19 protein-coding genes and 4 tRNA genes are annotated in these 21663 nt (G+C 40.9%); 5 read left to right on the top strand and 18 right to left on the bottom strand.

What is annotated here, in order from left to right; all coding sequences use genetic code 11:
* Positions 1-201: 201 nt before the first annotated feature.
* The 16 genes from JF50_RS12970 to JF50_RS12895 all read right to left on the bottom strand — a co-directional run bounded on the left by JF50_RS12970 (position 202) and on the right by JF50_RS12895 (position 16777).
* On the bottom strand, positions 202-2532 hold the full coding sequence (locus tag JF50_RS12970; protein ID WP_039609873.1) for an efflux RND transporter permease subunit: 2331 nt from the start codon (positions 2530-2532) through the stop codon (positions 202-204).
* On the bottom strand, positions 2532-3530 hold the full coding sequence (locus JF50_RS12965; RefSeq protein WP_039609872.1) for a YCF48-related protein: 999 nt from the start codon (positions 3528-3530) through the stop codon (positions 2532-2534). Before JF50_RS12965 ends, JF50_RS12970 begins: the two co-directional genes overlap by 1 nt.
* A 117-nt stretch (positions 3531-3647) precedes the next feature.
* Positions 3648-5015, bottom strand: coding sequence for a DUF1329 domain-containing protein (locus tag JF50_RS12960; RefSeq protein ID WP_039609871.1), 1368 nt, complete (start codon positions 5013-5015; stop codon positions 3648-3650).
* An 11-nt stretch (positions 5016-5026) separates the two neighbouring features.
* On the bottom strand, positions 5027-7144 hold the full coding sequence (locus tag JF50_RS12955; protein ID WP_039609870.1) for a DUF1302 domain-containing protein: 2118 nt from the start codon (positions 7142-7144) through the stop codon (positions 5027-5029).
* A 237-nt stretch (positions 7145-7381) separates the two neighbouring features.
* On the bottom strand, positions 7382-7603 hold the full coding sequence (locus JF50_RS12950; RefSeq protein ID WP_039609869.1) for a DUF2835 family protein: 222 nt from the start codon (positions 7601-7603) through the stop codon (positions 7382-7384).
* 3 nt (positions 7604-7606) lie between these two features.
* Complete coding sequence (gene pepN / locus JF50_RS12945; RefSeq protein WP_039609868.1) at positions 7607-10192, bottom strand: aminopeptidase N; 2586 nt, start codon at positions 10190-10192, stop codon at positions 7607-7609.
* Between the two features lie 240 nt (positions 10193-10432).
* Positions 10433-11881, bottom strand: a complete 1449-nt coding sequence (nhaC, locus tag JF50_RS12940; protein ID WP_039609867.1) for a Na+/H+ antiporter NhaC — start codon at positions 11879-11881, stop codon at positions 10433-10435.
* A 301-nt stretch (positions 11882-12182) separates the two neighbouring features.
* Positions 12183-14213 (bottom strand): carboxy terminal-processing peptidase, encoded by a 2031-nt coding sequence (gene prc / locus JF50_RS12935; RefSeq protein WP_039609866.1) that lies wholly within the window; start codon positions 14211-14213, stop codon positions 12183-12185.
* A 12-nt stretch (positions 14214-14225) separates the two neighbouring features.
* On the bottom strand, positions 14226-14876 hold the full coding sequence (proQ, locus tag JF50_RS12930; RefSeq protein ID WP_039609865.1) for an RNA chaperone ProQ: 651 nt from the start codon (positions 14874-14876) through the stop codon (positions 14226-14228).
* Between the two features lie 12 nt (positions 14877-14888).
* Positions 14889-15167 carry a hypothetical protein gene (locus JF50_RS12925; RefSeq protein ID WP_039609864.1) on the bottom strand — a complete coding sequence of 93 codons (279 nt, stop codon included), beginning with the start codon at positions 15165-15167 and terminating at the stop codon, positions 14889-14891.
* Position 15168: 1 nt separating this feature from the next.
* Positions 15169-15627: a GAF domain-containing protein gene (locus JF50_RS12920; RefSeq protein WP_039609863.1), complete on the bottom strand. Its 459-nt coding sequence runs from the start codon at positions 15625-15627 to the stop codon at positions 15169-15171.
* 133 nt (positions 15628-15760) lie between these two features.
* The gene (locus tag JF50_RS12915; RefSeq protein ID WP_039609862.1) at positions 15761-16126 is read right to left on the bottom strand and encodes a hypothetical protein; all 366 of its coding nucleotides are present in this window, start codon (positions 16124-16126) and stop codon (positions 15761-15763) included.
* Between the two features lie 158 nt (positions 16127-16284).
* Positions 16285-16375: transfer RNA gene (locus JF50_RS12910), tRNA-Ser, on the bottom strand.
* A gap of 47 nt (positions 16376-16422) precedes the next feature.
* A tRNA-Ser gene (locus JF50_RS12905) sits at positions 16423-16513 on the bottom strand.
* Between the two features lie 51 nt (positions 16514-16564).
* Positions 16565-16655, bottom strand: a tRNA-Ser gene (locus tag JF50_RS12900).
* A 31-nt stretch (positions 16656-16686) separates the two neighbouring features.
* Positions 16687-16777: transfer RNA gene (locus JF50_RS12895), tRNA-Ser, on the bottom strand.
* Positions 16778-17039: 262 nt separating this feature from the next.
* Here JF50_RS12895 and JF50_RS12890 point away from each other — a divergent pair.
* Genes JF50_RS12890 through JF50_RS12870 form a run of 5 tightly spaced genes read left to right on the top strand, consistent with a single transcriptional unit; the run spans position 17040 to position 19073 of the window.
* Positions 17040-17711 (top strand): Bax inhibitor-1/YccA family protein, encoded by a 672-nt coding sequence (locus JF50_RS12890; protein ID WP_039609861.1) that lies wholly within the window; start codon positions 17040-17042, stop codon positions 17709-17711.
* Positions 17712-17765: 54 nt separating this feature from the next.
* Entirely contained in the window at positions 17766-18119 is a 354-nt protein-coding gene (gene tusD / locus JF50_RS12885; protein WP_039609860.1) for a sulfurtransferase complex subunit TusD, read from the top strand.
* A complete protein-coding gene (locus JF50_RS12880) occupies positions 18116-18475 on the top strand; it encodes a DsrE family protein (protein ID WP_039609859.1) in 360 nt (119 codons plus the stop codon). The genes tusD and JF50_RS12880 overlap by 4 nt, the downstream gene beginning before the upstream one ends.
* Positions 18472-18741, top strand: coding sequence for a hypothetical protein (locus tag JF50_RS12875; RefSeq protein ID WP_052262283.1), 270 nt, complete (start codon positions 18472-18474; stop codon positions 18739-18741). Before JF50_RS12880 ends, JF50_RS12875 begins: the two co-directional genes overlap by 4 nt.
* A 2-nt stretch (positions 18742-18743) precedes the next feature.
* Entirely contained in the window at positions 18744-19073 is a 330-nt protein-coding gene (locus tag JF50_RS12870) for a TusE/DsrC/DsvC family sulfur relay protein (RefSeq protein ID WP_039609858.1), read from the top strand.
* Positions 19074-19104: 31 nt separating this feature from the next.
* On the opposite strand, the gene JF50_RS12865 is transcribed toward JF50_RS12870, so the two are convergent.
* Both JF50_RS12865 and JF50_RS12860 read right to left on the bottom strand, forming a co-directional pair.
* A complete protein-coding gene (locus JF50_RS12865; protein ID WP_039609857.1) occupies positions 19105-20811 on the bottom strand; it encodes a hypothetical protein in 1707 nt (568 codons plus the stop codon).
* A gap of 400 nt (positions 20812-21211) precedes the next feature.
* Entirely contained in the window at positions 21212-21601 is a 390-nt protein-coding gene (locus JF50_RS12860; protein ID WP_039609856.1) for a hypothetical protein, read from the bottom strand.
* Between the last annotated feature and the right edge of the window lie 62 nt (positions 21602-21663).

Genomic DNA, 21663 nt, shown 5'->3' with positions numbered 1-21663 from the left:
ATGTGTTCCTTAATCTATACCACCTTTGAACGGTAGATTATTTGTACAGCCAATTATTAGCGTGGAGTCCAGAGGATTTTAACCTTTCTGGCGCTAATAAAAAGCTTTTTTGACAAAAACATTTGAGGCTTTTCAGCCAGTTGGTCATATATTCACAAATTGTAGATATAAATGGCCAATTAAGGCCATTTAAGAGCACAATTATTCACACTTTTTTTTCTGGTCAGGCCAGATAAAAGTCCCTATCGCAGGTAACAACAGTACAGCACCGAGCATATTCACCAAGAACATAAACGTCAGTAATATTCCCATATCTACCTGGAACTTTAATGCAGAAAAAATCCACGTACTGACACCAATGGCTAATGTGATACCAGTAAATAATACTGCGCTACCGCGTTCAGCTAGTGCATTACGGTATGCTACTGATAAAGGCATACCTTGCTTCAACTGATTCATCATTGAAGACAAGATGTAAATACCGTAGTCAACACCAATACCGACCCCCAAAGCAATGACTGGTAAAGTCGACACAGTCAAACCAATCTCAAGCTTAACCATGAGTGCTTGCGCCAAAGTAGAAACGATGTACAGAGGTAAGACAACTGCGATTGTCGCACGTATGCTTCTAAAGCTGATAAGGCACAGAATAATCACCGCTCCATAAACATAGATCATCATTGGCAATTGTGCAGCCGCGACAGATTCATTTGTAGCAGCCATAACACCGATAGGGCCAGATGCCAGCTTAAAGCTTACGCGATCAGTACCTTCTTCTGTAGCAAATAACTTAATTTGCGACACCACATGGTCAATGGTTTCGGCTTTATGGTCATCCATAAAAATGATGATTGGCATCACTGAACAGTCACCATTTAACAGACCTGTGCTGGTCTCAACGCGTGATGTTGCTTGAACAAGAGAAGCGCCATTTCTTGGCAGCGTTTGCCATTTTAAATTTCCTTCGTTATAACCAGCATTGACAGCTTGAGCGACTGAACTCAAAGACACCGCAGATTGTACTCCTGCTAAATTTTCTATTCTCCACTGGAATCGGCTTACTCTGTCCATAGTGTCATGCTCAGTGCAAGCTGCGGGATAAGCTTCAACCAATACTTTTAGAATGTCTGATGATATTTCATAGCGGTCTGAAATAAGGAACGTATCTAGGTTGTAACGGGCGTCCTCATGCAGCGCCGGTGCACCAGCATGTAAGTCACCAATGCGCATATCTTTCGATTGCCAATAACCAAGCGCAAATAAACCTGCAGAGATTAGAAGGATAATCGCCGCATAGCGTTTGTCTGTTGCCAAGACAAGGCTTTCTCTTAGCTTCGTGAATACACTGTTCGCTTTGTCTTTACCATCATCTACACGATGCATTTTTGACGACTTATAATAAGACGCAAGTACTGGTAGTAAAATCAAGTTAGTAAAAATGATCACCGCCACACCTAGACTCGCTGTGATTGCAAGTTCTCGGATAATGCCGATATCAATAGCAAGTAACGTCATAAAACCGATTGTATCAGAGAGCAATGCAATACCGCCTGGAATCAGCAGTGCTTTAAAGCTTGCCTCGGCAGCCACTTTACTGCTTACCCCTTCAGAGACTTTTTTGCCAATAGCATTGATCATCTGCACACCATGGCTCACACCAATCGCAAATACTAAGAACGGGACCAGAATTGACATCGGATCAAGGCCAAAACCAAGCACTGAAAGTAAACCCATCTGCCATACAACCGCAATGAGTGAACATGCAATAGGAAGCAATGTCAGCTTAAAGCTTTTACAGAATAGCCATACCATGATAAAGGTAAATAAAATCGCAATTGCGAAAAAAATCACGACATCTTTCGCACCATCGGCAATGTCACCAGCCATCTTAGCAAAACCAATAATATGGATGGATACCTTATCTGTGCTGAGTGGGTCACGGATCTCAGATTCTAGTTTCTTTGCAAATGCCAGCGTATCCAGCTTCTGTTGAGTTTGTGGATCGGTTTCCATAAGCTGAGCAGACACCATTGCGCAAGAGTAGTCACTGGCTACCATGCGACCTACTACTTTGGCTTTTTCAATATTCTGCTTCACAATGGCTAAACCAGTAGTATCTGCCGTAAAGTTCGCGGGAATGATTGGACCGCCTGCAAAGCCATCTTCAACGACTTCTACAAATCGTGCACTCGGTGCGAAAATAGAGTTAACCAGAGGGCGATTCACGCCAGGAATAAAGTAAAGCTGATCATGAACAGCTTTTAACTGTGTAAAGAATTCCGGATTAAAAATATCACCATCGGCATCGCAGACAGAGATTAAAATACTGTTTGCACCCCCGAACTGTTTTTCATGCTTGAGATACACCTTCATGTAATCATGGTTTAAAGGTATATTTTTATTGAAAGATGCATCAAGCTGGATATGTGTAGACTTATAACCTAAAAAGACCGTCGCTAGCGCAAACAGCGCTATAACCATAAAACGATGCCTAAAAACGACATACACTAGTTGATTTAAAATAGACTGCATTAGCGATCAACCTCGATTGTTTGAATACCCTCTTCTGTAGCAAGCACCAGTTGACCATTGTGCAGCACACCTGAAAGAATAGATTTACCGTTTTTCAGCTGTTTTGTTTTCACATTTTCACCCTCTACAGTAAAAACGAAACCGCTGTTCGCCAACATAATTTGTGCAGTATCAGTTGAAACAATACTGTTAATCGTCGCGGCTTTTTCCACATTTACAGGTGAAAAAGAGACGTCTTTACTATCAGAAATAAATGTGTTGCCACGTAAGCCTGCTGCAATAAGCTGTTCTTTTTTGTTTTTGTTTATAGCAAACAGTGAGCCTGAATAAAATTCGTCAATTCTTGTCCATGTTGTGCCTAAATCACGGCTTACCGCAAATAGACCCATCTCACCAACAAGAAAAATATCGTTGCCATCAATCAGCATTCGATTGAAGTGAGGTAAAATAAATTGCGTTTCTTCTTCATACGCCTGCGGATCGTCTTGCTTTAGTTCAGCTAAATACTCAACGTCATCAGGGTGCACAAACTCATTTAAAAAGCGTTTAGTCCAGCTTTTACCGCCATCTTGTGTTTGATACATCATGCCATATGCACCAATTGCGAAACCTTGCTTATCATCTACAAACTCAATATCTAAACAAGGTTTTTCTATATCAGGCAAGTACTGTTGGATTTGCCAAGAGACGCCACCGTCGGTGGTATTTAAAATCGAAGCGTCATGACCACACGCCCAGCCTCTTTTTGCCGATGCAAATTCCACCGCAGTTAAAAGAGATTGGATTGGTACATGCGCTTGCTCCCAACTTGAACCATCATCACTGTACACTATTGTCCCATGCTTCCCTACGGCAACAAGTTTCTTTCCGCTATTGGTGATATCAGTTAGCAAGGTTTTCTCTGGGTGTGCAACTCTCAACGCTTCTGAGGCGCTGCCAATAGCTTCACTTTGCATAACGAACACTGCAATCGAGGTTGCAATTAACTTCTTAATCATTATGAATACTCAAATAAAAATGTCGTGAATGACTGGGGGGATAAAACTGGACATATTGATGTCCAGTTTTAATAGAGTGTAGAAAGACCAAATTAATTGATCCCGAAAGACGTTATATTAACGTCTTCCCTCTCGACGAAGTGCACTTTGAGTAAACTCATTGTCTTGGAATGACTGTGTAAAGTCATACATTTTCTCTTCGTTGTCTAGGCCGATTGCTAGATAACGACGAGAGTTTAAGTCGTGGTATACGTCTAGTGTACTCCAATGTGTCGGTACGTCGTAATAGTTAATACCATGTGCCATCGCAACGCGGTACATTTGGTCACGGTTGTCATATAAGTCCGCTACATGAATTTGCCAGCTATCTTCATCAATGAAGAAAACTCGCTTTTTATAAATATGACGTGTGCCTTCTTTAAGGTTCGCTTCAACAACCCATACACGGTGCTTTTCATAGCGAACGTGCTCTGGGTTAATATGACCGGCTTTCAAAATATCTTCATACTTCAAAGAGTCGCTATGTAATTTATAGCTGTTGTACGGAATGTACATCTCTTTTTTACCTTTTAATGTCCAGTTATAACGGTTAGGAGAACCATTGAACATATCAAAGTCATCTGTTGTACGTAAGCTATCAGACGCAGTTCCCGGAGCATCGTAGGCAACGTTAGGTGCACGACGAACTCGGCGTTGACCTGTGTTATACGTCCATGCTTGTCGTGGTGTTAAAATTTGGTCCATTGTTTCGTGCACAAGTAGTGCTGTACCCGCTAAGCGAGCAGGCTCAGTTACTTTCTGCTTGAACTTAAATAAAACATTAGACTTTTGTAGCTCTTCTGGCGTTGCACTTGGATCCGAGTACTTTACAAGTAGTTTTTCATCAAAGCCGATAATGTTATATGAACCAGAAGCGGTTGGCATCGCCTGACCACCGTTACGTGCGATAGACAAGCCACGATATCTTAATAAGTGGTTCCAAATCGCTTCTAAGCCATTTTCTGGAATTGGGAACGGAATACCAATCGCTGTATTTTTAATCCCGTTGCCGCCTTCAATCAGCTCTGCTGTAGACGCATACTTTTTAGTTGCATCATAAACAAACTGAGGATAAGCCGCACTACGTCGCGTTTGATAGACATTCATTTTGAATGTGTCTGGGTATGTCTCAAACAGTGCAATTTGGCCTGGGCTCAAATTATCTTTGTACTTATCAAGATTGCTCTTATCGATGGTAAACAAGATTTTATCATCTGCATAAGGATCCGGATGGTGCATACCTGGTTTGAAATTCGCAGGCGGCTTAGTAATACCACCAGTCCATGCTGGAATGGATCCATCTGCATTGCCTGCTATCTCAGCGCCGATTGGTGACAAATCTTTACCTAGACGCGCGACTTCTTCAGGTGTCATTTTAGCGAAAGAGATTGGTGCAGCCATTATTGTCATTATTGATGCTGCTAATAGTGTAGGTTTTCTAAACATATCGAAAGCCCTTAAATTGAATACTTAATATTAAATGATACAAAATCACGATCAGAGAATGTGTTTGTTGCGCCACCACCCCAGAAAGTGTTGTAACCTAAATCAAATGACCACGCATTCTGATAGCTAAAGTTAAGGTTTACACCCATAGACTTTCTATCTTCTACGAATAAGAACATAGGATCAGGCGTTGTGCCGTTTACATCATGAGAAAAAACAATACGCGGTGAGAAGTTCACACCAGAGAACAAGTTATTGTATTCACCTTTAGCAATTAGGCGGTAACCCCACGAAGATGCCGTAGGGAACGGATTCACTTCAGGGCCATTAGATACAGCTTGATGGATCAAGTCGTAGTTACGACCTTCAATGCCTTCAATTGTCCCACTTCGTCCAGTACCCGCGACGTTTAGACGTAACTCGTCATAAGAAGGCATATCTTTGATTGTAACAGCACCGACTTCACCAACAACCGCCCAGCTGTCCGCGCCCAATGATGGGCCGAATAAATGCGTCGCGGTAAATTGAAGCTGCATCGTATCTTTTAGTACAAAACCCTGTGCAACTTCACCAGGCTGAACGTACGAAACATCATTGCCTTGGCTTAACTGAGAAAAACCTTCGAAATCTTCACGAATGCCTGCAGCAGCTAGTTGCTCTACCATGCCCGCATACAGCAACTCAACGTCATCAATCTGTAATGGCTCGTCTTGGCGGTAAGCAAACTCACCTGAGAACGCAGTCTCACCTATCGCAGTATTGAAACTCAAACCGTATAGTTTGATGTCTTCAGGGTACACAATCACAGCTTGAGTAAACGCATTCAAGTTAGTGATATTGTCTTCAGTGATCTCATTCGTTTGAATATAAGCAAGGTCCTGCATAATTGCGCCAGTGGTGAAGTCTGATGCCTTACCAGAAATCAACGGTCGACGACTGTGGTAGTTGATATGATAAAGCGCAATCTCAGTATCATTCAGCTCAGGCACAAACATACCTAAACGAATACCGAATTGGCCACTGTCGTCAGCATCCGTTTTACCCGCGTCACCCTTACCTTTGAGTGCAACACGTGTTGGATAAGCAAGATACATGGACGACAACATTTGCAATGCTTCAGGGCTACCTAACACGTTCTGGTCGGTAACATCTAAGCCTTGAGCCGCAAGCGCGCCAACCCAGTTCGCTTGAAGTGAGTTTAAAGCATTCGTTAAATGGTGTAGATCAATATCAGGGTTTGATGTAAAACCAAGCTGAACATTTTGTGCATAACCATTCGCCGATGCGAAATCGTTAGTAGAGAAGTAGCTACCAGTTGCAGGAAGACGAGTCTCATGCCATTGATACTGATAGAAGGCTTCTAAAGTGATATTTTCCGTTATTCCCAATGATGCCCAAAGCATACCTACAGGGATGAAAGCTTCTTTAAGTTCGGAACCTGGTGCTTTCAAACGATCAATATCAACTGGATTAACGTTGATCCCGTGAGAGATAAGTGTGCTCTCACCCCAGTTGATCACTTGCTGGCCTAAACGAATAGACAGCGGATTGTTGCCGTCATTTAAATCGAAGTCAGCCCAAACAAATGCATCTAGCAATCTTGCATCGGAGCACACCTGCTCTTTTGTATCGTCATCAGCGCATGGGTCTACTTTTTGGCCAGAAACAGGGTTGCTATATGCAAAGTCACCATCTTCCATCGCGAAATCATAAAAATACATAAAGCGAGAGAAGAAACCGTAGTTGTCCTTTGTAATTGCGAATTCGTGCGTGCCTTTTAGCAGCTGAGAAAAAGTATCGCCGGAGTCAAAATTTAAGTTACCCGCATCACCATTATTTGAGTATGCACCCTCTTGGCTCCACACCTGAGAAGAAGAATACAAAGTATTGCCAGTAGACGCATTGTATCCAGTCCAATTAAATCTTGGGTGGTTACTCTTACCGATAATTCCAAAGTCTCGATCTTCTACTCGAATACTTTGTCCATATGAGAACGTCGAATCAAACGTTATCTCAAAATCACCGACTTGGAAATTAGCAGCTTGCGCATGCATGCCAACAGTTCCAAAAATGGCTGCTCCAAGTCCAAGCATGATCTTGTTCTTAGTAAAGCGCGCTTTTTTTATCATTATTTCTCCCCCCTCTGGCGGGTAAATCTAATCAAGTTATTGTTTTTTGTTGTCGTAACGATAGAAGCGAAAATCGAAAATTACAAATTTTACGCGTTCGTTCGATGCATTTTTAACTTTTTAGCCCGTCTTTTAACCTTGGTAAGACGTCTTACCAGAATAGTTATAACACGTAATTTAAGTTTAAAACAAACCGAATTAACAAAAATACTTTATCTCACAAAGCCTTTTTGGCAGTTAAGCCACCTTTTCAAGTGTGATAAATTTATTACTATCGTCAAGCTGTAATCGAAAACGACCACTCACCCCAATACTGGACACGAATCTTCTGATGTGAGCTGCGGGAAAACGGATCCGTTTTCCACCATCTTCCACAACCTGAATGAATTCAACGTCCCCTTCGTAGTAAGCAAGGCACTGTTCGTGAGTAAGTCTTAAAAAAAAGTAATATTCTTGCATGTATCAGTTTAATGCTCTATCAATTTTCTCATATAGATCATCGCTTAAGTTCGAAATTGCAGCCAATCGCTCAAGCTGGGCACGCATTTTTGATTGCCTATTTTCATCAAAACGTTTAAACGACAACAACGGCGTTATAATACGTGAGGCGTTTTGTGGATTAAGTTCATTGAGCTCTGCAATCAAGTCACCTAACAGTTCGTAGCCTTTGCCATCCGGCCTATGGAACTGCTGTGGGTTTGACCTTGTAAAAGTACCAACCAAAGCCCTTACCCTATTCGGATTAGATTTATCAAAACAAGGGTGACCGTATAGGGAAAGAACAACATCGATACATTTATCCGTTGGACTCGTCGCCTGCAGCGCAAACCATTTATCCATCACTAATAAATCATGATTCCACTGCACATCAAACTCTTGCATCATTGCATCTGAAAGTGCGTGCTGAGCATTCAATGCACTATTGAGCGCACCAAGTTTGGTTGTCATATTTGATGAGGAAGCCTGCTCGCGCAGCCAATCAGATACATTGACCTGAGTTAATGCAAGGTAATACAAGCTTTTGTTACGTAATGCGCGAATAGCCACATCTTCTGCGCTCAACCCGCCGCTGTCTTTAGTATCTGTATAAAACGCGATTAGATAAGTTTCTAGTAATTGCGCTATTTGTAATTCTAAATGCTTAATCGCACGACACAAGGCATCCACAGGCACTACATCGTAGCCGCCTGATAATGTGTCAAAATTTGGAACCGAAATATACTCAGCCAAAATTGCGAGATCATCTGGCTTATTTTCAAATAAACTCACAAGCACCGAAGACAGCTCGCTGAACATATTGCCATTTTGAGCTTCCGTGTTTACGTAAGTACGTATTTGCTGAGTAAACAATATTTGCATAGCCTCCCATCTTGCGTAGTAGCTAGTCGCATACTTAGCAATATGGCTAAGCTGGGCCAAAGAATAACGATATTCTAATAAACAAGGTGCGGAAAAGTCTTCTAACAAGACAGGCGTCGGCTCTGACTCTACGTTATTGAATACAAACCTGTGCGCTTCCTCGGTTAATTCAAGCACTCGACCGTGCTTTAACTTTACGCCTTCAAGTACAATTGGTTGACCCTGTTCATCAAGCAGTTCAACAGCAACAGGCACGTGAAGAGGTTCACTGATTGGGTCATTCGTAGCGTGAGTTTGTTTAATATCAAGCTGGTAAGTTCTAGCTTCAGCGTCATAATACGTTTCAATATGTAAAGTAGGTGTTCCAAATTGGCGGTACCATAACTTAAACTGGTTTAAATCTGTTTGTGTTGCATCAGCCATCGCATTGACAAAATCATCGCATGTCACAGCTTGGCCATCATGACGTTCAAAATATAGCTGCATCCCCTTTTGGAAACCTTGCTCCCCAAGCAGTGTATGCATCATACGGATCACTTCAGCGCCTTTGTTATACACTGTCACGGTATAGAAGTTATTCATTTCGATCACTTCTTCAGGCCGGATTGGGTGCGCCATTGGTCCAGCATCCTCAGCAAACTGATGGGTTCTCATTGCATTAACCGCATCAATTCGATTCAGTGCTCGAGACCCTAAATCACTGCTGAACTCTTGATCCCGAAAAACCGTTAACCCTTCTTTTAAACTTAATTGAAACCAATCTCGGCAAGTTACACGATTACCAGTCCAGTTATGGAAATATTCGTGGCCTACAATTGACTCAATAACGTGATAATCTCTATCAGTTGCAGTTTCTTGATTGGCAAGCACACAAGCACTATTGAATATGTTTAGACCTTTATTTTCCATTGCGCCCATATTAAAAAAGTCAACGGCCACGATCATATAAATATCTAAGTCATACTCGAGATTAAAACGTTCTTCATCCCATTTCATTGATTTTTGCAATGACGTCATTGCATGTGGTGCTTTAGATAAATTCCCTTTATCGACAAATATCTGTAACTTTACTTCTCTACCACTTTTGGTTACAAACTTGTCTTCTAGTTTGTCAAAATCTCCTGCAACCAATGCAAATAAATACGAAGGCTTTTTGTATGGGTCTTCCCATGTGACAAAGTGACGTCCTTCCTCTAGTTCACCCGCATCTACCTGGTTACCATTAGAGAGCAGAAAAGGAAACTCTTTATCTCCAATCACGGTGACTTTATATGTCGCCAAAACATCAGGTCTGTCGAAGAAATAAGTTATTTTCCTAAATCCTTCTGCCTCACATTGCGTACAGTAAGCTCCATCAGACAAATAGAGTCCTTCTAACGATGTATTTAGTTCAGGTGCAATTTCGGTTTCAATTTCTAAAGCAAATGACTTGGGCACTGAATTAATCTTAATACCATCAACTAACTGCGTATAATCAGTGTGCACTTGGCCGTCGACTTTTAATGTAATAAGTTTTAAGTCAACACCATCTAACTCAATATAAGACTGCTCATTATTGGCTGTTAAATTGTATTTCGCTGTAACACGCGTATGTTGAGGTGACAAATCAAAAACTAAATCGATGTGCTCAACCTGGTGACTGGGAGGTTGATAATTTGCTAATAATTTAGCTTGTGGTTTCTGAGTCATTTAAGTTCCTTCATCGCACAAGATGATCAATTAAGGTAGATACCAACTAATGAGCAATCTGTGCGGCCTATGAAATGCTAATGTCTAAATACGTTTAAATAAACGCGCGTGCAAGCACATGTTTCTATTAGACAGGATTTTATAATATTAAATTAGGGAAATGTAGCTTGCAAATAAGAATAGATGAGTTATCTCACTGTTTAAACAATAAAAAGGCCCCAACCATGTGGGGCCTTATACTCATTCTTGGTCTCTAGGCTTAAGTTTTAAAACTTTTACACCAAGGTAGCCATAAACTATCGCTAAAAGTGGGTTTATCAAGTTGAAAAATGCATATACCGCATAATCTAGTGGATTAATTAGAAGTACGCTTTGCATGTAAGCGCCGCATGTATTCCACGGAATTAATGGACTTGTAATAGTCCCGCCATCCTCAAGTGTTCTAGATAAATTCACACTTTGGAGACCTCGTTTTTTATATTCCTCTTTGAACATTCTACCCGGAACAACGATTGCGATATATTGATCCGCAGCAACCAAGTTGGTGCCAAAACACGTAGCAATTGTAGAAGCTATTAGCGACCCTGTGCTCTTTGCGATGCGAAGAATACTGCGAACAAACACTTCTAGCAAACCCGTTTTTTCCATAATGGCACCGAACATCAACGCCGTCATAATCAGCCATGTCGTCGTCAACATACTTGACATGCCGCCACCACTGAGAAGGTCATCCATTTTTGCATCACCAGTTTGCACGCTAAACCCATCAAAAAATGTAGCCCAAACCAGCTTAAACTGCCCAACGAGTTCACCTTGAGAGGCATCTATTTGACTCGCGATCAAGTCTCCTTGGAATAATAATGCCCAAATAGCACCGACTACAGCTCCAATCGAGATTGCAGGGAACGCCGGCATTTTTTTAATCGCCAGGCCGAGTAAAATAATCAAAGGTACTAACATAAAAATATTGATATTGAAGTTATCTTGTAAAATGGTGCTTATCGCATCTATTTTACTCGCATCACTCGCAACATCTGCATTGAAACCCATGATAATAAAAATGATAAGGGCAATGACAAAGCTCGGTACGGTTGTCCATAGCATGTGCTGTATGTGATCAAATAAATCACTTCCTGCCACCGCAGGTGCTAAATTAGTTGTTTCTGATAGAGGACTTAACTTGTCACCAAAATAAGCGCCTGAAATGACCGCTCCGGCCGTCACTACGGGATCAAGCCCTAAACCATTCGCAACGCCCAGTAGAGCAACACCAATGGTCGCCGCCGTAGTCCATGAACTGCCGATACTCATAGCCACAATACCACAAATTAAACAGCTCGCTGCGTAGAACCAAGCTGGATTAATGATTTGTAAACCGTAATAAATCAGTGTTGGCACCGTTCCGGATAACAACCACGTCCCTATTAGCGCACCAACCATGAGTAAGATCAAAATCGCACCTAAAGAGATCGTGATACCCTTAATCATCGCTTCTTCAAGAGTTTTCCAAGTAAAGCCGTTTTTTAAGCCGATTAACGCTGCGGTAAAGGTCGCAAACAACAATGCTATTTGATTTGGACCTGATGAAGAACTATCACCATACAGATAGACAGCTGCTCCCAATAGACTCACTAACACGATAATTGGTATAAAAGCATCCCATGACGATGCTGTTTTTGGTTGTTTCAAATTAATGTACCCCTCGCACTCATTTTAGTGCGTATTATTATTTGACCGAGTATTAATACTCTTTTACCAATCCGGTTTGATAATTTTTTCTTGTCTTACCTAACAAATTCAATTCCCTATTAAAACAGTTATCCAGTATCAGTTTGGCCCAATAAGCTGTTCCAATTATCAAGACGGATTGATAAACATAGTCTATGTTGTCTTGTTGCGGCTGACGATAATAACAAATTTGCTGACAGGAGTAACGAAAAAAGGCGCTATCGCGCCTTTTTTCCAGTCTATACATGTGTACTAGCAAACACTAAATTTCATTTTTAACAAGTCTGCCGAAGTTAATCATATCCTGAGTAATGAGGGCTGTTTCCTCTAGATACGGGTCTAGATCAGAGATGACCTCTGGCACATCGTCCAAATTCTCAATGGCTTCTAACCCTAAACGCTTCAATCTCTCGTTTGTGCGTACAAGTGCTCTTTGATCTCTTTCCTCACGCTCTTTTTCACGCTCAGCTTCAACCAAGGAAATTGACGTTTCACTCTCTTGTTCTTTATAACGCTTAATATCGCTGTAAACATAAGCAAATTCAGGCTCCGAAGCAATACGTTTGCTATGTTTGGTATTGAGGTGGCTTATCACAGACGATAAGTCGTCAATTGTGTTGTACTGCGCTCTAGCGATACTGTCCCATGGCAGCGCGTTATCTTCTTGGCTTTCACCCCACTCTTCCGGCTCAATGAAGGAAGGTAATAAAATATCAGGGATCACACCTTTATTCTGTGTACTGCCACCATTGATGCGATAAAATTTCGCTATTGTGTAAGTAATGCTGCCAAGTGGGTTTTCAAATAAGTCATATGTTCTTCTCAAGCCTCTGTGCTGTTGAACCGTTCCTTTACCAAAGGTTTGCTCTCCAACAACAACCGCTCTTCCATAATCTTGCATTGCGGCAGCAAATATTTCTGATGCCGAAGCACTGTAACGATCAACTAAAACAGTCAAAGGTCCATTGTAATAGGTTTTGCCGTCTTGATCTTTTTGTACATCAATACGATTTTTAGCGGTATGAATTTGTACAATTGGCCCTTTATCTATAAACAAACCTGATAGCTTTTTGGCCTCATAGAGCGAACCACCGCCATTTTGTCTAAGATCAATAATAAGACCATCTACTTTTTCAGCTTTAAGCGCATTAATCTCTTTCAATACGTCTTCAGATAAGTTGTTGTAAAAGCTAGGTATTTCAATTACACCTATTTTACTTGTTAAGTCCGAGTATTGGGCTTCGAATACCGACGACTTTGCTGCACGATCTTCAAGGCGAATTTTATCACGAACAATTTCCACGACCTTTGGCGTACCGTGAGAATCGCTACCTTTTAAGTATTGAAGCCTTACCTTGGTGCCTTTTGGTCCCTTGATAAGATCGACCACATCATCTAAGCGCCAACCAATTACATCAACAAACTCTTTACCGTCTTGTGCGACACCGATGATCTTATCGTCTGCTTTAATTTTTTCAGTTTTATCAGCGGGTCCACCCGGCACCAAGCTTCGGATAACTGTGTAATCTTCGTCGTAACTTAAAACTGCACCAATACCTTCCAACTCAAGGTCCATGTCCATCTTAAATTGCTCAGCACGGCGTGGTGATAAATAAGAAGTATGCGCTTCAATACTTCTAGCGTATGCATTCATGACAATTTGATACGCATCTTCGCTATTTGTTTGTACTAACCGCTTTTGAGCATTTTTATAGCGCTTAGTTAAAATCTCTTTTATGCCTTCCCAGTCTTTACCTGTAAGCTTCAAACGGAGTGCATCAGACTTGACTCTTTGACGCCAAAACTCATCGAGTTCAGCTTGGTTTTTTGCAAACGCAGCATCTTCTCGGTCGTAATAGAAAGCATCTGGTGTGTCAAACTTCATTTCTGTATTTAATAAAGAAATGGCATATTGAAAACGCTCGAATCGCCTTTGCAGGCTGGTATTGAACATTTCAAAAGCAAAGTCCAACTTACCGCTCATCAGCGCTTCATCGAACTTTGCTCTATGTTGTTTAAAAGCGTCAACGTCCGACTGAAGAAAAACAGACTTGTTGTAATCTAACGTCTCTACATATCTATCAAATATTTCTTCAGACAAGGTCTCGTTGAGCTTAAAACGTTTGTAGTGGTCACGAGTAAATTTACTTGTCACTCTCTTCGTAGCAGTTGCGTGCTGTAATTCAGGTTTAAGCACTGGAATATCTTTTTCTGTTACAACGCTAGTTGCCGCAAAACATGTGTTTGCAACAAATAATGCAACGGCCCCAATGAGTGGTAAATTTCTACTCATACACTACTCCTTTTATAGAATAAATAGGCTTTCAGCCTTTGTCTTAACCTGCATACCCGTTACAAGTTCAACATGTACTTCGTCTTTATTGACCTCAGTAATTGTTGCATTTACGAGCGCTTGGCCAAGTTTAACTTTAACTTTGTTATTTACCTTGACCTCATTTGCTGGAAGAGGTTCAACTTTTCCTGAACTTCTGCGCTGCTGTTGTTGCTCAGGCTTCTTATTAACTCTAGGCTTTTTATTAGCATGGCGTGGTTGGCCTTGCCCTTTTGATTTGTAAGATTTTGTGTCACCATCATTGCGAGGTCTTTGTGGCTTCTTACGTTTTGCCATTTTCGCACGACTTTCTTCTAGCGCTTTTTGCGCATGTTCTACATGCTCTTGCTCAACCTTTTCAGCTTGACCACCTTCCAAATCAACACGGAATTCATTTTTAGTGACAGCTTCTAAATAGCGCCAGCTTGAAGTGTACTTTCTTAGAGCTTGTCTAACTTGCGTTTTACTTACTTTTTCAGAGCCTTCAATCTTCTCAGCGATGTCTTTGAAGATGCCGACTTTTAGTGGCTTTATACCGTCCTTTTGTTTAAAACACTGAGGAAATTCTGAGTATAAAAACTCCAATACCTCGTTAATATCTTTTAGCTTGTTTGTGGTTTCCATGTCTAAACCTATTTAAATATCTTCATCTAGTGATGAATTAATATAGTGTGTAACCCAGTCTAAGAGTTCATCCAGCTCGGTATCAATTAATGCCATATCACCGCGCAGATGTTCCCAAATACCATTAATAATTTGATCAATTTGCTCACTTCCAAGATCCTCAGGTAACTTTTCCCAAGCGAAATGAATCAGCTCATTGAGCGTTTCAGCTACTTGCTCTTCATCACCTTCCCAATCTCCAACATCGAAATTAGAAAATAAGTAGTCTTGTACATTAAGCATATCTTTCATTTTAAAGTGTTTCCTCGAAGCTTTTAACCAGCGCTTCTAAGCCCAGTTTATCTTGTTCATCAAACCTTGCCAAACTAGGGCTATCGATATCCAGTACCGCAAATATTTTACCTTGCTTATATACAGGTATCACAATTTCAGAATTAGACGCTGCATCACACGCTATATGACCTTCAAATGCGTGCACATCTTCAACAAGCTGTGTCTTTGCTTCAGAAACAGCTGTTCCACAGACGCCTTTACCGACAGGAATACGAATACAAGCTGGATTGCCCTGAAATGGGCCTAATACAAGTTCATTGTCACCGTCCATTAAATAAAAACCGGACCAGTTAATGTCTTCCATATTGGTAAATAGCAAAGCACTCAAGTTAGCCATGTTAGCAACATGGTTGTGCTCACCATCAATTAATCCCTTTGCCTGTTGATTCAACAGTTCATAAAATTTTTGCTTTTGCATTGTTGATACTGAACATTCTTACATATAAACAGTAAAGGTACTCTTTCATGAAAACAAATGAAACCTTTTACGCGCAAAAAGTCCCAATTTGTCTTCATTACAAGTTAAACTGTTCATTTTACATGCAACCGCTTTATTGCGGGCGACGCAAGCTGTATAAAAAAAGCGCAGATGCCAGTGCGCACATAACCGCGTTTGCGATAAGTATCGGCCCACCGGAGATAGAAAAAAAGAATGTAAACACCGCGCCGCCTAACATCGCTGCGGTAGTAAGCGCTGCATACGATAACTTATCGCGTTTATACAAAAACAAGTATGTCGGTAGCACACACAGAGCCATAACAATACCCACAATATGCGCATTGGATATAGCCGTGGTTAACAACTGCAAAAACACCTGCCCTTGACCAGTCACAATGTAAAAGTAAGCACCTAAGATAGTACCAACTATCAAAGGTGAAAACATTGAGATCCCAATTGCGGTTGCCACTTTTTTCATTTCAAATACCTTACAAAACTATGTCAATAATTAAGTCTTTGGCTTTAGCCCTATCGCATCAATGCGACTTTAGTCTCATTCCAGCTGTAAGGTTTTATAAAAAACGTAGTGTAAATTAAATAAAAAAGCCCAAGCTATGTACTAGCTTGGGCTAAATATGGCGGAGAGATAGGGATTTGAACCCTAGATACGCTATTAACGTATGCCGGTTTTCAAGACCGGTGCTTTCAACCACTCAGCCATCTCTCCAAATTTATAAAACAGCGTCTTAATATTTAACACGATGTTTATTGTAGTGGCGGAGAGATAGGGATTTGAACCCTAGATACGCTATTAACGTATGCCGGTTTTCAAGACCGGTGCTTTCAACCACTCAGCCATCTCTCCGAATTTATAAAACAGCGTGTCTTACCAATCTGTGCACGATGTTTATTGTAGTGGCGGAGAGATAGGGATTTGAACCCTAGATACGCTATTAACGTATGCCGGTTTTCAAGACCGGTGCTTTCAACCACTCAGCCATCTCTCCGAAACTTGCCTATGCAAAGCATAGAAATTAGTGGCGGAGAGATAGGGATTTGAACCCTAGATACGCTATTAACGTATGCCGGTTTTCAAGACCGGTGCTTTCAACCACTCAGCCATCTCTCCGCAGCGGGGCGAATAATAGGGAAACCTTTTTAGAATGTGAAGCTTTTTTTTTGCTTTTTTTATCGTTTGACTAAATTTCGACTCGTTTGCCGACAATTCCAGCTAACCTGACGATTTTTTTATCAATGTTTTGTTATCTTTGAACTATTTACCTCAAAAAATGGTCTACTATTCGAGAAAGGTTTGCTCAACTATGTAACTCTTGGTAATCTTTGGAAAGTTTATTTATCGGAACATCGTGTTTCTATTAAGGAGCTATAATATGGCGTTCAATCATTCGTACACTACTGAAAAAGCAGTAATGTCAACGACTGAAACAAATAAAGTGCTTAAGAGCACTTACTTTCTTTTAGCAATGACTTTGGCATTCAGTGCCTTAACTGCTGCAATTTCAATGACTATGGCATTGCCTAGATTTACTGGCCTTGTCTGTTCTCTTGTTGCTATGGGTCTCATCTTTGTTATCCAGAAGAAGGCTAACTCTTCTTCAGCAATTGGCTTGGTGTTCTTATTCACCGGTATTCTAGGCTTTGGATTAGGTCCAATGCTTAACTCGTACTTAAACCTACCTAATGGCGGGTTGCTGATTGCTCAAGCACTTGGCTCAACAGCATTGATTTTCTTTGGCTTATCAGCTTATGCATTGACAACTAAGAAAGATTTTTCTTTCATGGGTGGTTTCCTAACAATTGGTATTTTAGTAACTGTTGGTATTTCAATCGTAAATATCTTCATCGGTAGTCCAATTGTATTTATTGCTATTAATGCTGTATTCGTACTACTTATGTCAGCAATGATTTTGTTTGAAACAAGCCGAATCGTTAATGGTGGCGAAACTAACTATGTCCTAGCGACTGTTGGTTTGTTTGTTGCTATCTACAACTTATTCACTTCGCTACTGATGCTATTAGGCGTTATGTCAAGTGATGACTAATCTTATCATTCTGATAAAATAAGCCCCATTAGGGGCTTTTTTTATAGGTTTTCTTTGAGCCAATTTATTATTTCCGTACACTTTGGTCCTGCTGACCATGACGCTTTACAATGTTTAGAGCGCTTCGCACATGCTGTGATTCAGCAAAAGCACGCTATAAAGTGTATTTTTTTATACCAAGATGCGGTACTGCATGCCAATCAGCACTTCGCTCTTGCCAGTGATGAGTTGCAAGTAAGCACGGTGTGGCAAACACTTCATGATCTGGGGATCCCTTTAAAATTATGTGTTACAGCTGCAGAGAAACGTGGCCTTGACACATCTAATACAGGTTTGTTCACCGTCGCAGGACTCGCTGAGTTTGCCATGGAAACCTGTAAATCAGATAAGTGGGTGCAATTCAAATGACAAAAAAAATATTAGTTGTTTGTGACTCTGCGCCATTTGATGCGCAAATTCTTCGAGATAGTTTAGATATGGCTCTGATTTTTGCAGCTGTTGATCAAGAAGTCAGTTGGTTATTTAAAGGCGCATCAGTACTTGCCTTAAAAGCAGCTCAACATCCCAGTCAACTCGGTATTAAAGATTTTTTAAAACAGCTAAAAACATTAGAAATTTATGAAGTTGACCGTATTTTCGTTTGTGAAAACGCCCTTGTGGAGTTTTCGATGTCGGCAGAAGCGCTTATGATTGATGCCGATACAGTCAATATTCAACAGCAACAAGCTTTGCTTCAACAACAAGATCATGTGGTTAAGTTATGAGTTCAATAGTACATATCTTCTCTAAACCAAGAAGCTACTATCATAATTTTGATATGGGTTTAATTGGTCATGACGATAAAATCTTGCTTCAACAAGATGCCTGCTATGATCAATCAAACTTTTTGGTAAATTGCCCTGCCCCGCTTTTCATGCTGGAGACATGCGCCTTAGCACGAGGCGTTTTACCTCTTGATTCAATTACATTGATAGATGATTTGAGTTGGGTCGACCTTATTGCAAACAGTGATAAATCAACAACGTGGTAACTATGTTAGAAGTAAACAACAAAACAATTGAAACAGATAAAGAGGGCTATCTCTTAAACCATTTAGATTGGGAAGAGAGTGTAGCACCAGTTATTGCATCTCAAGAAAATATTACATTGACAGATGCGCACTGGGAAGTTATTCGATTTGTTCGCGGTTTTTATGAAGAGTATGGCACAAGCCCTGCCATTAGAATGTTAGTCAAGGCAATCGCAAAGAAGCTTGGCGAGGATAAAGGAAAAAGCATTTATTTATATAAGCTTTTTCCTAAAGGCCCTGCGAAACAAGCTACTAAAATTGCGGGACTGCCTAAACCAGCTAAATGTATTTAAAAGAGAAGGCATTGCCTTCTCTTTTTATTTGTCACTCATTACTCGGCCAAGAAAATGGCACTACAGGCACTGATAACCCTCTTGCTAATACTGATTCCGCAACCGTCAGGCTTGGATCTGTAGGTGACCAAAGATCAGTGTTGAACACTTCAGAAGCAGACTCACTGGCGATATCGCCTAAAACACCGCTTGCATCAATATCAAATACAAACGTACCCATACCGTCATACCCACATGAATTTGTCGGTGCATATTCAATATTTGCGCGATGTTCAGTGCCTAAATACACATTTGTTGAAGAGTCGAATTCAAAAAACTGCCTTTGGGTAAAATCTTGAAGATTATGATTGTTCCCAGGTCCAGCCCAATTACAAATAAAGCCTTGGACCAACCCATTTGTTTCATCAATATCCGTCCCATAGCCAAAATGAGCCTCACCATTTTCCAGAGAAGCATCATTAAACCCGATGTTTAATATACGGCTATTAGAATCATTGACGCCCGCTTGCCATACATAAGCATAATCACCTGCTAGGCTAATCAAATTAAAGTTAGCACCAAATATCGCAAAATTTTCGCTCCAACCATCAGGGTTATCAATACTATGATATTTGTTGCCCACATCCACTTGCTGGTCGCTATTAAATTCATTCGCAACACTATGACCACAATGCGTCGCCGATCTAGACTGCAGAGACATCTGCTCCCCACTGCGTTCATAAGCCAGAGAGCCAACTAAAGTACGCTCATTCTGACTGCAATTTCCTCCAGGAAACTCGATGCCAGACACACCAACCTCCCCCTCTACAGTAAAGTTGAGTAAACCGGTATAGTTCACGACATCAGAGCCGGGAGTATGCATCATTGACATAGTAATGTCATAATTTGAGCCAGAGACCGTGTAAGCTAAACTTACACTGTATTGCCATACACCTGATGCAAGCTCTATTGTTGCACTATTGAAGCTTATATCTGCCAGCCCTTTGCTATTCATTTGTGAGGTTAGGTCAATTGAACTGCCCTCTGTAGGTAAGCCAGTTCCATCGTCAATCGCAGCAGACACCAAGCTCGCTAGAGTCATCAGTGCCATTCTTGAGCGCTCTCTGACAGCCCGCAATTGCGCATTTGTCTGCGCAACAGCACACGCATTACCATTGCTTGCGCTCGCTAGCCATAAGCCCAAATCCCCTGTGGGCAATGTACCTGCACTGGTTGCGGAGCTGGATGCATCAGGGTGTCCTTGATAACTCACTTGCGGGCCAAAACAATCTGCATTCGTGCTGTTTCTATAAAAAGAACCTACTCTGAATACGTCACGAAGCGGTGTTTCACCACTTAGCAGTGCATTAATTCTCCTAGTTGCCCAAAAATAGGTGGGTGAAGCAGGACCTCTAGACTCAAGCGCTCTATATGTATATTGCCTATCTTGCTCATCACTGCTATCAGAAAATGGCGAGGCCACAGCCAAAGACTGAGGGAAGTATATTCCTCTATTTGCAGTGCCATCGTTGGTTTCACCACTGCCTTGATCCGTTGAATCATCAGAGCTAGATGAATCATTATTCACATCTGAGTCGGTGCTATTACTCGTATCTGTACTGCTAGCCTGACTAGCATCAGATTGTTGAGATGATGTATCTTGCTGTGCTTCAGTATTCAATTGGCTTGAATTGTCGCTTTCAGATGATGAGCACCCCATTACTAGAGAAGCCATAATAAGTGGAATGTAAGATTTCATAATTGCATACCTTCTTTGCCTAACCTGTACAAATAACTTATGCGAAAAAATACAATTGGACAAAACGACGAGTGTTAACACTTGTCAGTTACTGTTCAAAAACCACCCACTTTAGAATGAGATTTAAACCAGTAAATGAGAATAATTATTCATAAAAAATGATAATTAGTTAAAGAAAATCCCTAACGCAAAGAATTAACGACACTTTCCAATATTCTTAAATGTTAGTTCATAAGAACATGCTTTATACAATTTCTTACATCAATAAGTGAACTTTTTTGGAGAGCACCTCGTTCAAAGGCGAGCTATGAAGAGCGAAGTCAGGCCTTCCAGCCTGATCCTAACCCATAATTGAAACAATCGTTTTATCTAAATGTGTTACTTAATGAAGCGAACGCACTTATTTAACGCGCTTCCAAACCTCGTATTCAACGAATTTGCCATCCTCAACAAGCTTATGATGCCAAAGATCACCCTTCACCTCATAAGTGAACGCCATTTCCCTACCTATCAAACTTTCTACATTACCCAGTGTGACCGTTTCAATAAAATGATTATCTTTGAGTACATATGTGCCCCCCCCAGCATAATGAAACTTATTATCGCTGCTAGTGATATAACTAAAGTGGGTTTTATTAATGATTTTAGTCGAAGTGACTTGAGGTGCCGAAGCCTTAACACGTCCCTCTTTAGTGGCATATTCTCCACTGACAAACTCCCAAGTACCCACGAGTGGATTTGCTAAGGTAAGAGGGCTGACTAACGCACATAATATCGATAAATACTTCATAACCTTTCCTTATTTCATTTTAGTTCTTTTTCGTGATTATAAAGTTTTGATTGTTTGAAGCT

The sequence above is a fragment of the Pseudoalteromonas luteoviolacea genome, from assembly GCF_000814765.1.
In the GTDB taxonomy this organism is placed as follows: Bacteria; Pseudomonadota; Gammaproteobacteria; order Enterobacterales; family Alteromonadaceae; genus Pseudoalteromonas; species Pseudoalteromonas luteoviolacea_H.
This window is presented reverse-complemented; position numbering and strand designations above follow the sequence as displayed.